Here is a 13,710-nt window from a genome sequence, read left to right as displayed (position 1 = left end):
CGCCTTGTCTCATTTTTATTTTAATCCACTATAAATATATGTGTCGCTGATGGAGCGCAATATATAAGGTCGTCTGAAAACCTTTCTCACCGATAATGGGAGAAATTTTCAGACGACCTTCCAGACGGTTAAATCAAGCCGTGGTTGACGGTACTATCCATACCTAAGGCATTCAGGAATTGGGTAGCGGTATAGCTTTCGCCACCTTCAAATTTAAAGGTGTCAACCGTATCATGACCGGATGGGGAATGAACCATATCCTTGATAGTCAATGCGTTATTTGAACCTTTCAGCTTCACAACCCAGTCTTTGCCTGTGGTCAATTCGACATCTTTAATCGTTAAATTTCCTGAAAAGAGAACGGTAGTATCTGCTTCTGTACGGATATTGTGCAATGTATCGTGTCCGCTTTCTTTTCCTAACATAATGGTATTTTTAACCGAGTGTCCGGAGTCGAAAATGGCATCATTACCCGCACCGCTGTCAATGACGTTGTATCTTCCTAAGGTGATAATATCTTCTCCTTTGCCACCGTAGAAGGTAACTTTACCGATCACGTCTGAAAAGTCCGCAGTATCATTATCAGCCGATCCGTAAACAACGCGGTTGTATCCCCTCTGATCAACACCGTACCAGTCAATCTTATCGGTAAGGTCGTGGACAAGGTTACCGGCTTTGTCAAAGTGAGGCGCATTCAGACCAAAATGCTCAATGACTTCGCCAACGGTATAGGTTTTGGAATCAAACTGGAATTCGCTGATTGCGCCGTAAATACCGGACTGGTTTTTGATAGTCAGGACATCGTTTGTTCCTTTGATTGAAATGTTCCAAGTATCGCCGTTCAGACGGGGAATAATAATGAATTCGGAATCGGAAGGGATATGATCGATACCAGATTTGTCATAGCTTTGGGTCATCGAAATTTCTAAATCATCCAAAGTCAGGCCGCCGGTAAATCTAACGGTATTGGCATTTTGCATTCCGTTCGGGTTGAATTCGGGATCAAGATTGAAATTGTAGTCAAAGATGGTGTCGTGTCCGTATCCTTTACCAAAGACGTAAGTATCTCGGTGTTGTCCGCCTTCAAGATGGTCATTGCCGGCACCGCCGTCCAGATAATCGTCACCAACGTCGGCATATAATTTATCATTGCCGTCGCCGCCGTAGAGTTCGTCATCGCGTTCGTTACCGAAATAGCTTGTTCCGCTATCGCGCAAGATGTCATCTCCGCCTAGTCCGTACAGACGGTCACGTCCGTCGATTCCGCTGTCGATGGTATCGTTTTGCTCGGTACCGGTAAGGACATCGTCTCTTGCTGTTCCGGTAATGATCGAACCTTGTTTGTTTGAATTGGCAACAGCTTTGAGTAGGGATTCGTGGGTATAGGTTTCTCCGAGCAATTCAAAACGTCCGACGGAAACTTTGCCGTCTGCGCTAATTTGGTCTCGAATCAATACAGAACTGTTTGCTGATGTAATCAACCAGTCTTTCCCGCCTTGTGCGTTGTCATTGACGCTGATTTTGAGGTCTTTGATACGCAGGTCGTCTGAAAAACGCAAGGTATTGTTTCCTTGATCGTCGATAATCGTATCATCGTCGCCGAAAATATAGGTATCGTTACCTGCGCCGCCTTTCAGGGTATCTTTTCCTTTGCCGCCGATTAAAGTGTCGTTGCCTGCGTCGCCATTGATGTTGTCGTTACCCTCGCCGCCATCCAGATAATCATCTCCGTCGCCGCCATTCAGGTTGTCATTTCCACCCATGCCGTAAACGGTATCGTTGCCGCGCCCGCTGTTGAGACGGTTGTGTCCGGCATTGCCGGTCAAGATATTGTCGCTGTTGTTGCCTGCGCCGAAGATATTGGCATTGCCGGTCAAGGTAACGTTTTCAACATTGGTTGCTGCTGTGTAGGAAACACTGCTGATTACGGTATCGGTACCTGCATCTTTCTTTTCGATAATGACATCCTTGACATTATCAACATAATAAGTATCGTCCCCCCATCCTCCGCTCATCGTGTCGGCACCAGCTTTGCCGTCAATAGTGTCATTGCCATCACTACCATTTAAAACGTCGTCTGAATCGGTTCCATTAATGGTCAGGTTTTGTGGTTTCGCTGTTTCAATATTGGCTTTTGTTGCACGGATAAATTCGGCTACGTCCAAAACACCACTGTCAAAAATAAATTGATGGATGGAAGGAACACTGCTTCCGGCAGTATATTGGTTGCTGATGGTCAGTACGGAATCTGTGTTATTAATGGAGATTTTCCAATCCTGCCCGCCTTCATTGTTAGTAACAGCCATTATGGTCAAATCTTCGGCACGCAAGCCTCCGGTAAAGCGGACGCGGTTGCTTCCCTCGGTATCGACGATGGTATCCCTGCCGCCTGCTGCATTGAAAATGTAGGTATCGTTACCCATGCCACCGTTCAGTACATCATCACCGGATTCCCCGTTTAGAGTGTCGTCGCCATCTTCACCGAACAGTAAGTCAAAGCCTTCTCCACCGTTGATGATGTCATCGCCACCACCACCGTAAACGGAATCATTGCCGCGTCCGCTATTAAGACGGTTACGTCCGCTGTTGCCAATAAGTATGTTATCCCCGTTATTCCCTGCTCCGAAGATATTGGCATCACCTTCTAGAATTAGATTTTTTTCTCCGGCAGCAAGCGTGCGGCTGATATTGCTGCGGATGTAGGTCCCGTTATTGGTATTTACCGTATATGCCGAGGTAGATACACCGTGAATGTGCTGTGTTGAAGGAGTTGTTTTAATATTCATAGATATTGTTTTCCGTAGAAATGAAGGATTAAACGGTGATGATGGGAACTATTTGGTTTGTTGGTGTTCCTGACTAAATAAACAATTTAGCATGGCATTGGGAGAATTGTTGGATTTAGGTACGAACGGATATAAATATGGCATGGGCGGTTTGACTGAATATTTTATTTAAAGTTCTGATTTTACGAAAAATAAATATTTTATCTTCATTTTTTATAAATAATGTGATGAGTTAATTGAATTTTTGTTATGGTTTTGCAGCATTTAAATTTGCGAAAATCTGTACTTTAAGGTACTTAAATCAAGCCTGTTTTGTATATATCATGCCGTATTACCGTTTTTCTTTTCGCTATGAAGTCAAAAAATACATTTGTTTTTCTGTGAATTTTTCATTTTCTATGTTCTAAGGCTATAATTTTTAAAAAATAAAATATCGAATAAATAATAACTCGTTAAGAATATTTGATAAATGAGCTGTTGAGTATCAAGCCGTTCGGGGATGGGGTAGGGTTTTGAGGTATTGTTTCACTGAATACGCGCCTATTTTTTATATTTAACGTACAAAAAGGTCGTCTGAAAACCTGATGGATAAGGTTTTCAGACGACCTTTTATTTACAACGGGAAATTACAGCGAGCGGGCGACTTCGACGATGTCGAAGCATTCCAGTTGGTCGCCTTCCATAATTTCATTATAGCCTTTGATCATCAAGCCGCACTCGAAGCCCATGCGGACTTCTTTGACGTCGTCTTTGTAGCGTTTCAAAGAAGACAGTTCGCCGGTGTGGATGACCACGTTGTTGCGGATGAGGCGGATATGGGAATCGCGTTTGACCACGCCGTCGGTAACCATACAGCCTGCGATGTTGCCGACTTTGGATACGCTGATGACCTGACGGATTTCGACCATACCGGTAACCTGCTCTTTCTCTTCCGGCGCCAGCATGCCACTCATGGCCGCTTTGACGTCGTCGATGGCATCGTAAATGATGTTGTAGTAGCGGATTTCCACGTTTTCATTTTCGGCAAGTTTGCGCGAAGAAGCGTCTGCACGCACGTTAAAGCCGATGATGAACGCGCCTGAAGCGATGGCAAGGTTGACGTCCGATTCGGTAATACCGCCCACGCCGCTGTGCAATACATTCACTTTCACTTCGTCGGTGGACAGTTTTTTCAGGCTGCCCGCCAAAGCTTCGTAAGAACCTTGTACGTCTGCTTTGATGATGACCGACAAGGATTGGGCTTGGTTTTCGCCCATGTTGTTGAACATATTTTCCAGCTTCGCCGCCTGCTGTTTGGCAAGGCGAACGTCGCGGTATTTGCCTTGGCGGAAGAGTGCGATTTCGCGGGCTTTTTTCTCGTCTGCCAACACCATTGCGTCTTCGCCGGCATTCGGCACGTCGGACAAGCCGAGGATTTCGACCGGAATGGACGGGCCGGCTTCGTTGACGGCTTTACCGTTTTCATCGACCATCGCGCGGATTTTACCGAACGCAGTACCGGCAAGCAGCATATCACCTTTCTTCAGCGTACCGCTTTGCACCAAGAGGGTGGCGACCGCGCCGCGTCCTTTGTCCAGACGGGCTTCGACGATGATGCCTTTGGCGGGCGCATCGACGGGGGCAGTCAGTTCCAAAACTTCGGCCTCAAGCAATACGGCTTCAAGCAATGCGTCGATATTGATACCTTTTTTGGCGGAAACGTCGATAAATTGTACATCGCCGCCCCATTCGTCCGGCACGACTTCGTGTGCGGTCAACTCTTGGCGGATACGCTCGGGGTTGGCGGCTTCTTTATCGATTTTGTTGACGGCAACCACCATCGGCACGCCCGCTGCTTTGGCGTGGGCAATGGCTTCGATGGTTTGCGGCATCACGCCGTCGTCGGCGGCAACCACGAGAATCACGATGTCGGTTGCTTTCGCACCACGCGCGCGCATGGCGGTAAATGCTTCGTGACCCGGGGTATCCAAGAAGGTAATCACACCACGAGGGGTTTCAACGTGGTATGCGCCGATGTGCTGGGTAATACCGCCCGCTTCGCCTTGTACCACTTTGGCGCGGCGGATGTAGTCCAGCAGGGAGGTTTTACCGTGGTCGACGTGACCCATCACAGTAACGACTGGCGGACGCGGCAATGCTTCGGCTTCCACAGCTTCCACGCCTTCATCCAAGAATGCTTCGGGATCGTCGGCGGCGGCAGGTTTGCCGATGTGGCCGAGTTCTTCCACCACAATCAGGGCGGTGTCTTGGTCGATGGATTGGTTGATGGTCACCATCATGCCCATTTTCATCAGGGCTTTGACCACTTCCACGCCTTTGACTGCCATTTTGTGCGCCAAATCGGCAACGGTAATGGTTTCGGGAACCAAGACTTCGTGAACGACAGGTTCGGTCGGCGCTTGGAAGGCGTGTTGGTTCGGCTCGAGTTTGAGTTTCTTGCCTTTTTTACCACTGCGTACGCGCTCGTCGTCGCCGTTGCGCGCATTGCGGTCGCGTCCGCCTTTACCGCCTTTGCCTTTGGCGTTGCGGCCTTGGTTGTCATCGTCGCGGTTGTGGCGGTCTTCTTTTTTCGCACGGGCAGGATTGGCGGCTTTGCCTTCTGCGGGCGCGGCTTTGGCTTTTTCGGCAGGCTTGCGCTGCTCGGCAGCTTTGGCTTCGGCTGCGGGCTTGGCTTGCTGATCCGCCTGTTGTTTCATGGCTTCACGGCGCGCCTGACGCTCTTGTTTTTCTTTCAACAAGGCTTCTTGATGGGCGCGTAAAGCGGCGGCGCGGCGTGCTTCTTCGTCGCGTTGCGCTTGTTCTTCCGCACTGACCACAGGTTGCGGAGCCGCTGGAGCAGCGGGTTTGGTTGCTTTTTTCGCGTCTTTGCCTTTATTGCCTTTGTCTTGTTTAGGCTTGGCTTTGCCTTCGGCAGGTTTTTCAGACGACCTTTGAGCAGGTTTGTCTTCAGCCTGAACTGCTTGTGCAGCAGGTTCTGCCGGTTTATCGTCGGCTTTGCTTTCAGCTGCTTTCACGTCGGCAGGTTTTTCAGCCGCTTCAACAGGTTTCGCTTCTTCCGCTTTGGCTTTCGGCTCGGCTTTTGCCGCTTTGGCAGCTTTCAGTTTCGCAGCTTCTGCTTCGGCTTTTGCGCGCGCTTCGGCACGGGCGACGGCTTCAGCTTCAGCTTTCGCTTGTTCTGCGGCTTGGTCTTTCGCTTCAACCTGCTCGGCTTTTTGTGCTTCAGATGCTGCTTTGGCTTTAGCTTCAGCGGCAAGCTCTTCCGGTGAAGGAATCGTTACGGAACGGCCGCGTTTGCGTTCGACTTTGACGCCACTGACAGTGCTGACTTCGGTTTTTTTGCGGCGGATACTGATGGTTCCGCCGTCATTGCCGTTTTTCTTTTTCAGATAGGCGTTCAGCAGTTGCTTGTCGTCCAGCGTCAGGGAATCGCTGCCGCTGCTTTTATTGACGCCGGCTTCTTTCAGTTGTTTCAGCAAATCATCGACGGGGCGTTTCAGTTCGGCGGCAAATTGTTCTACGGTTGTGTTACTCATCTGTACCCCCATTAGTTCTCTTCGGTAAACCAGTGTTCGCGGGCGGCAAGAATCACTTTTTTCGCCGCTTCTTCATCTACACCGGTTATTTCAATCAGTTCGTCAACGGCCAGTTCCGCCAAATCGTCGCGGGTGGTTACGCCGGCTTCCGCCAGTTTGCGGAGCATATCGGAATCTACGCCGTCCAGATTGCGCATGTCGTCTGAAACTTCTTCCAGTTTCTCTTCGGACGCAATCGCCATAGTCAGAATCGCATCACGCGCGCGGTTACGCAGGGTTTCGACGATTTCTTCGTCAAAGCCTTCGATGGCGAGCAGTTCGGCAGCCGGAACATAAGCGACTTCTTCCAGCGTGGCAAAACCTTCTTCCACCAAAATATCGGCGGTTTCGTCGTCGATGTTCAGATGCGCGGTAAAGAGGTCGCGGATGGCTGCGTCTTCGGCAGCAGTGCGTTCGTCCGCTTCTTCGACAGTCATGATGTTCAACTGCCAACCTGTCAAATCGGATGCCAAGCGCACGTTTTGACCGCCACGACCAATAGCAAGAGCAAGCTGGTCTTCGGCAACGATCACGTCAACCGCGTGTTTGTCATCGTCAATCACGATACGGCTGACTTCGGCAGGAGACAGCGCGTTCATCACGAACTCGGCAGTTTCAGACGACCACAACACCACATCAATACGCTCGCCTGCCAATTCGTTGCTGACGGCGTTCACACGGGAGCCGCGCACGCCGATACAGGTACCTTGCGGATCGATACGTTGGTCGTTGGCTTTGACCGCCACTTTCGCACGTTGGCCCGGATCGCGTGCCACTTCGCGGATTTCCAACAAGCCGTCTGCAATTTCAGGGACTTCCATTTCGTACAGTTTTGCGAGGAAATCGCCCGAAGTACGGCTGAGGATAACTTGTTTGCGGCCGGTGTTGCCGATTTCGTCCACACGCAAAAACAGCGCGCGGATACGGTCGCCGCCGCGGAAGTTTTCGCGCGGAATCATTTGTTCGCGCGGAATCAGCGCGTCCAGCTTGCCCGGAACGACTTCGACGATGATGCCGTGGCGCTCTACGCGTTTTACCGTACCGGAAACGATGTCTTCTTTAACGGCGAGGAACTCGTTCAGATTTTGCTCGCGCTCGGCATCGCGGATGCGTTGCAGGATGATTTGTTTGGCAGTTTGCGCGGCTTGGCGGCCAAAGCCTTCGTTCGGCAGCGTTTCTTCGTAGTAGTCGCCGATTTGAATGTCGGTACCCGGAATTTCTTCTTGGATTTCTTCGATGGTTTTTTCCAGGTCGGGATAGGTGTAATCCTCGTCGGCAACAATCAGCCAGCGGCGGTAAGTATGGTATTCGCCGGTATCGCGGTCGATTTCGACGCGCACATCCATGTGCTCGCGGTCGGCTTTTTTCTTGGCTGCGGTAGAAAGGGCAAATTCCAATGCTTGGAACACCACTTCCGCTTCAACGTTTTTCTCGCTTGCCAACGCTTCGGCAAGTTGCAACATTTCGCGACTCATTTTTTAGAATCTCCAATATCAAGTTTTAAAATTTAAATTCGGGGCGCAGGCGGGCTTTATCGATATTATCCAAGCCGATTTGCGCGGTTTTGCCGTCGAAAGAGAGCGTTACGGTATCGTTTTCACAACCCTCGATGCGGCCGATAAAATTCTTTTGTCCGTCAACCGGCAGGCGGGTTTTGATTTTTGCCTGTTGCCCTGCAAAGCGCACGAAATCGGCGGCTTTTTTCAGTGGCCGGTCAAGGCCGGGGCTGGAAATTTCCAGATTTTTATAATCGATATCTTCCACCATGAACACGCGGCTCAAATGATTGCTGACGGTCGCGCAGTCTTCGACGGTAATCCCGCCTTCCTTATCGATAAACACGCGCAGCGTGCCTTGCGCAGTCAGCTCGAAATCGACCAGTTCGTAGCCCAAACCCGGCAGGGTTTTTTCGAGAATTGTTTGAATATCCATGAATCTCCCGGAGTACATAAACAAAAAAATGGCCCCGTGGCCATTTTTCGTCAAAATTGAAAAATTGGCTTATTATAACCGCTTTCCACTCAAAAGAAAAGCGTTGATTTATCGCGGCTTTTTTTCAGACGACCTCATAGAGTGAATACGTCTGACGGCATAAAACCAAGCTTAAAATTGTTGACAAAAACAGTCGTCTGAAAAATCGCCATTAAACCTTACCCATTGATAATCATCATTTTATTTCCAACCTTTCTTTTTCAGACGACCCCATTTCCCTTCCATACGGCTTGCACGAAGCACGCCGTCATTCTAAAATCCAAAGCTGTTATCATCGAAACAAAAAGGCATTGCCATGTCCGTCCGCCCCATCTACAACTTTTCCGCAGGTCCCGCCGTCCTGCCCGAAGCCGTATTGCGTACCGCGCAGCAAGAAATGCTCGACTATAACGGCACAGGCTTCCCCGTCATGGCGATGAGCCACCGCTCGGAAATGTTCCTCAGCATCCTCCATCACGCCGAACAAGACTTGCGTACGCTGCTGAACATTCCTTCCAACTACAAAATCCTGTTCCTGCAAGGCGGCGCAACCACGCAATTCAACATGGTTGCGATGAACCTGGCGCATGGCTTTCCGTCCGCCGACGCAGTGGTAACGGGCAACTGGAGCCGCATCGCCTACGAACAAATGAGCCGCCTGACCGATGCCGAAATCCGACTGGCTGCGCACGGCGGCGAACAATTCGACTATACCGCCCTGCCGCCCGTCGAAACTTGGGACATAGACAAAAACTCCGCCTTCGTCCACTTCGTCATTAATGAAACCGTCAACGGCCTGCAATACCAAACCGTTCCCAAACTTTCAGACGACCTGCCGCCGCTCGTTTGCGATATGTCCAGCGAAATCCTCTCGCGCGAGTTTGACGTTTCCGACTACGGGCTGATTTACGCGGGCGCACAAAAAAACATCGGTCCCGCCGGAGCAACCGTCGTCATCATCCGCGAAGACCTGCTCGACCGCTGCCCCGACAGCATTCCCGACGTCTTCAACTACCGCTCCCACCTCAACCGCGACGGCATGTACAACACCCCGTCCACCTACGCCATTTATATGTCCGGTTTAGTGTTCCGCTGGCTGCTGACGCAAGGCAGCGTGAAGAAAATCGAAGCCGTCAACAACATCAAAGCCCAAACGCTTTACGGCGCCATCGACGGCAGCGGCGGCTTCTATGTCAACCGAATCCGTCCCGATGCCCGCTCGAAAATGAACGTCGTTTTCCAAACTGCCTCAGCCGAACTCGACCGCCGCTTCGTCCTCGAAGCCGAACTGCAAGGCTTGTGCCTGCTCAAAGGCTACAAAACCGTCGGCGGTATGCGCGCCAGCATCTACAACGCCATGCCGCTCGAAGGCGTACAGGCATTGGCGGACTTTATGAGCGATTTCCAACGGCGTTACGGCTAAGGGTTTTATTTCTATATATAAAGGTCGTCTGAAAATTTGCCGCGCTTGTTTTCAGACGACCTTTATATTTGGATGCAGCGGATTAACAGCTTCTATTTATATAGAGTAAATTTATGTAATGATTTTAGTGCCTATTGTATTGTTATGCTTCTTAACCGCGTTTCCAAACATGGTGTTTCAATTCGCTTTGTGCTATAAAATCCGCTGTTTTAACTGATTCGAAAGAAAAAAATGGACGCTTTACACCTTCTCACCACACGTCGTTCATCTAAAAAACTGACTGCTCCCGCGCCGAACGCAGAACAACTGGAAGCGATGCTTCAAGCCGCTACGCAGGTTCCCGATCATGGCAATATGCGTCCGTTCCGCTTCACTGTCATTCAAAGCGCGGAAGGATTGCAACGTTTCCGCGAAATTTTGTGCCGGACCGTTACCGAATTGAATTTTGGCGACGATGTTATGAGAAAGGCTGAGCGGGTGGGCAGTATGGCTCCGATGGTTATCGGCGTAACTTTTGCGCCTAATCGCGAAGTGGCGAAGCCCAAACCCGAATGGGAACAGATGTTGAGCGCGGGCTGTGCCGCCTACGGGTTACAGCTTGCCGCTTCCGCGCAGGGCTTCGACAACGTGTGGATTACGGGAATGTGGGTCAACAGCCCGCTCTTGCGCGAAGCATTCGGCTGTTCGGATAAAGACAAGATTATCGGGCTGATGATGGTCGGCTCTTCTGTGGAAGAGGGGGGCGGTGCGAAAAATACCGATTTGGAACAATTCGTAACGACTTGGTAAACGGTTCACAAAGCCGAAGGTCGTCTGAAAACCGGGGATTCAGGTTTTCAGACGACCTTTGGTTTTGGGTAAAGCCGAATCGGCGGCTGCCTTTTCCGGCTTTGGGCAAAAGGCGTACAATCCGAATTCAAACGAACCGGAACGAATGGAAACGAATCCAGATGAAACCGAAAATACAGAGACACGAACATATCCTCACGCTCGTGCGCGAGCAGCATTTCATGACGGTCGAGCAGCTTGCGGAAGCCTTGGATGTTACCCCGCAGACCATACGCCGCGACATACAGGAGTTGAGCGAAAGCGGTCAGTTGAAGCGTTACCACGGCGGAGCGTCGGTTGGCGATATTTCCGGTAGCGCGGCACAAGGCAAGCGTAATCATTGCCAAAATGAAAAAAACGCCATCGCCCGCCTGATTGCCGCCCACATTCCCGACAATTCGTCGCTGTTTATCAGCATAGGCACGACGATGGAAGCTGTTGCCGCCGAATTGGTCAAGCAGCGCAAAAACCTGCGGATTATCACCAACAATATTTACGTTGCCTCCATCACGTCCGCGCGCACCGACTACACCGTCATCATCACTTCCGGCGTCGTGCGCCCCTTGGACGGCGGGATTACGGGCGTGGCGACGGTCGATTTTATCAATCAGTTTAAAGTTGATTATGCCGTCATGAGTACGCACGGCGTGGAAAGCGACGGATCGCTTTTGGACTACGACTATAAAGAAGTCAGCGTCATGCAGGCGATGATGACCAATGCGCGGGTCAGGTATTTGGGCGTGGATCACAGCAAATTCAACAGCAATGCCTTGGTCAGACTTGGCGACATCGGCTCGTTTGACAAAGTATTTACCGACCGCGTACCGGAGGCCGCCATGCAGAAGGTTTTGGGCGATGCGGGCGTAGAATGGCTGGTTGCCGAGCCTGTGCCGCTTTGAGTGCGCCACTATAACGATAGAGTCAAGTCGGGTACAATAAAGCCCTTTTCAGACGACTTTTTATAAATATGTCGTCTGAAACCCAATCCCTTCCCAATAAAGAACCATTATGCTCAATAAAGACCAATTCGCGGACAACCATTTCATCCGCACCATCATCGAAGAAGACTTAAAAAGCGGCAAACACGAAGCCATCCAAACCCGCTTCCCGCCCGAACCCAACGGCTACCTGCACATCGGCCACGCCAAATCCATCTGCCTGAACTTCGGTTTGGCGTATATTTACGACGGCTTGTGCAACCTGCGTTTCGACGATACCAATCCTGAAAAAGAAAACGACGAATACGTCAACGCCATCAAAGAAGACGTTGAGTGGCTGGGTTTCCATTGGGCGGGCGAGCCGCGTTTCGCTTCCAATTATTTCGACCAACTTTACGACTACGCCGTCGGTTTAATCAAAGACGGCAAAGCGTATGTCGATGATTTGACGCCCGAAGAAATGCGTGAATACCGCGGTACGCTGACCGAAGCGGGCAAAAACAGCCCTTACCGCGACCGCAGCGTCAAAGAAAACCTCGACCTGTTCACACGCATGAAAAACGGCGAATTTCCAGACGGCAGCAAAACCCTGCGCCTGAAAATCGACATGGCTTCGGGCAACATCAATATGCGCGATCCCGTCATCTACCGCATCCGTCGCGCCCATCACCACAACACCGGCGACAAATGGTGCATCTACCCGATGTACGACTACACGCATTGCATTTCCGACGCCATCGAAGGCATCACGCATTCCTTGTGTACGCTTGAATTTGAAGCACACCGTCCTCTGTATGACTGGGTTGTGGATAATATTATTGTTACTAATGATAAAACAAGATTTGCAATCAATATGTTAAGTTGTATTCTTTCAAATTTGCAAAGTAAATATATACAACTAGATTTAGGAAATAATATTAATAAGCATATTGAAATTTATAATGAAATTTCAAATATGAGAAGGGTGATTTCTTTTCAGCTTGAAAACTTAAATTTAGAATCTAAGTTAAATGTAAATATATTGCAAAAATTATTTGATATTTCTTTGCGTAGCTATGAGGAAGGATCTTTGGATGAAGAATGTACAAGAATTGCTGAATTAATTTCAGATTATTCAAATTTAATAAAAGAAATTATGAGTCTGTTGAGTCCATTTCCTAACCGCCCGCGCCAATACGAGTTTTCCCGTTTGGAGCTTTTGTATTCCATCACGTCCAAACGCAAGCTGAACCAACTGGTTTCAGACGGCCACGTTACCGGCTGGGACGACCCGCGTATGCCGACCATTTCCGGTATGCGCCGCCGCGGCTACACGCCAGAAGGTCTGCGCCTGTTTGCCAAACGCGCCGGTATTTCCAAATCTGAAAACATCGTCGATATGAGCGTGTTGGAAGGCGCGATTCGCGAAGAGCTGGAAAACTCCGCCCCGCGCCTGATGGCAGTCTTGAGCCCGCTCAAAGTGATTCTGACCAACTTTGAAGCCGGCAAAACCCAAAGCCGCCGCGCCGCGTTCCATCCCAATCACGAAGAAATGGGCGAGCGCGAAATCCCCGTGTCTCAAACCATCTACATCGAAGCCGACGACTTTGCCGAAAATCCGCCCAAAGGCTTCAAACGCCTGACCCCGGGCGGCGAAGTGCGCCTGCGCCACGGCTATGTGATCAAATGCGACGAAGTCGTAAAAGACGCAGCGGGCAATGTAGTCGAACTCAAATGCAGCATCGACCATGACACCTTGGGCAAAAATCCAGAAGGCAGAAAAGTCAAAGGCGTGATTCACTGGGTTTCCGCCGAACACGCCGCCGAAATCAAAGTCCGCCTGTACGACCGTCTCTTTACCGTCGAGCGTCCCGATGCCGTGCGCGGCGAAGACGGCGAATACCTGCCGTTTACCGATTTCCTCAACCCAGAATCCATTAAGGAAATCACCGCCTACGCCGAACCCGCAGCCAAAAACCTGCCCGCCGAAAGCCGTTGGCAGTTTGAACGCATCGGCTATTTCGTGACCGACCGCAAAGACCACCGCCCCGAGCAGCCCGTGTTCAACCGCACGGTAACGCTGAAAGACTCTTGGCAGCCCAAGTAATCTGTTGGTAACAGCAATACTGGAAGGTCGTCTGAAAACTTGGAATCGGGTTTTCAGACGACCTATTTTCTGAATATATAGTGGATTAACTTTAAACCAGTACGGC

The 13,710-nt window shown here is 50.2% G+C and carries 8 protein-coding genes; 4 read left to right on the top strand and 4 right to left on the bottom strand.

Annotated features, from left to right (window positions below; all coding sequences use genetic code 11):
• Positions 1 to 128: 128 nt before the first annotated feature.
• From HMPREF2954_RS09850 to rimP, 4 genes are all read right to left on the bottom strand, one after another.
• Positions 129 to 2,786, bottom strand: coding sequence for a calcium-binding protein (locus HMPREF2954_RS09850; RefSeq protein ID WP_045072449.1), 2,658 nt, complete (start codon positions 2,784 to 2,786; stop codon positions 129 to 131).
• A 626-nt stretch (positions 2,787 to 3,412) separates the two neighbouring features.
• Positions 3,413 to 6,319, bottom strand: coding sequence for a translation initiation factor IF-2 (gene infB, locus HMPREF2954_RS09845; protein ID WP_141755665.1), 2,907 nt, complete (start codon positions 6,317 to 6,319; stop codon positions 3,413 to 3,415).
• Positions 6,320 to 6,330: 11 nt separating this feature from the next.
• A complete protein-coding gene (gene nusA, locus HMPREF2954_RS09840) occupies positions 6,331 to 7,833 on the bottom strand; it encodes a transcription termination factor NusA (RefSeq protein WP_045072451.1) in 1,503 nt (500 codons plus the stop codon).
• Positions 7,834 to 7,858: 25 nt separating this feature from the next.
• The gene (gene rimP / locus HMPREF2954_RS09835) at positions 7,859 to 8,290 is read right to left on the bottom strand and encodes a ribosome maturation factor RimP (RefSeq protein ID WP_003741871.1); all 432 of its coding nucleotides are present in this window, start codon (positions 8,288 to 8,290) and stop codon (positions 7,859 to 7,861) included.
• Between the two features lie 355 nt (positions 8,291 to 8,645).
• Between rimP and serC the strand changes: the two genes are divergently transcribed.
• From serC to HMPREF2954_RS09815, 4 genes are all read left to right on the top strand, one after another.
• The gene (gene serC / locus HMPREF2954_RS09830; RefSeq protein WP_045072452.1) at positions 8,646 to 9,752 is read left to right on the top strand and encodes a phosphoserine transaminase; all 1,107 of its coding nucleotides are present in this window, start codon (positions 8,646 to 8,648) and stop codon (positions 9,750 to 9,752) included.
• Positions 9,753 to 9,983: 231 nt separating this feature from the next.
• Complete coding sequence (locus HMPREF2954_RS09825; RefSeq protein WP_019271544.1) at positions 9,984 to 10,541, top strand: nitroreductase family protein; 558 nt, start codon at positions 9,984 to 9,986, stop codon at positions 10,539 to 10,541.
• Between the two features lie 161 nt (positions 10,542 to 10,702).
• Positions 10,703 to 11,479 (top strand): DeoR/GlpR family DNA-binding transcription regulator, encoded by a 777-nt coding sequence (locus HMPREF2954_RS09820; protein ID WP_045072455.1) that lies wholly within the window; start codon positions 10,703 to 10,705, stop codon positions 11,477 to 11,479.
• Between the two features lie 109 nt (positions 11,480 to 11,588).
• Positions 11,589 to 13,604, top strand: a complete 2,016-nt coding sequence (locus HMPREF2954_RS09815; protein WP_045072456.1) for a glutamine--tRNA ligase — start codon at positions 11,589 to 11,591, stop codon at positions 13,602 to 13,604.
• Positions 13,605 to 13,710 lie beyond the last annotated feature (106 nt).

Source organism: Neisseria sp. HMSC067H09 (genome assembly GCF_001814135.1).
Classification (GTDB): domain Bacteria; phylum Pseudomonadota; class Gammaproteobacteria; order Burkholderiales; family Neisseriaceae; genus Neisseria.
This window is presented reverse-complemented; position numbering and strand designations above follow the sequence as displayed.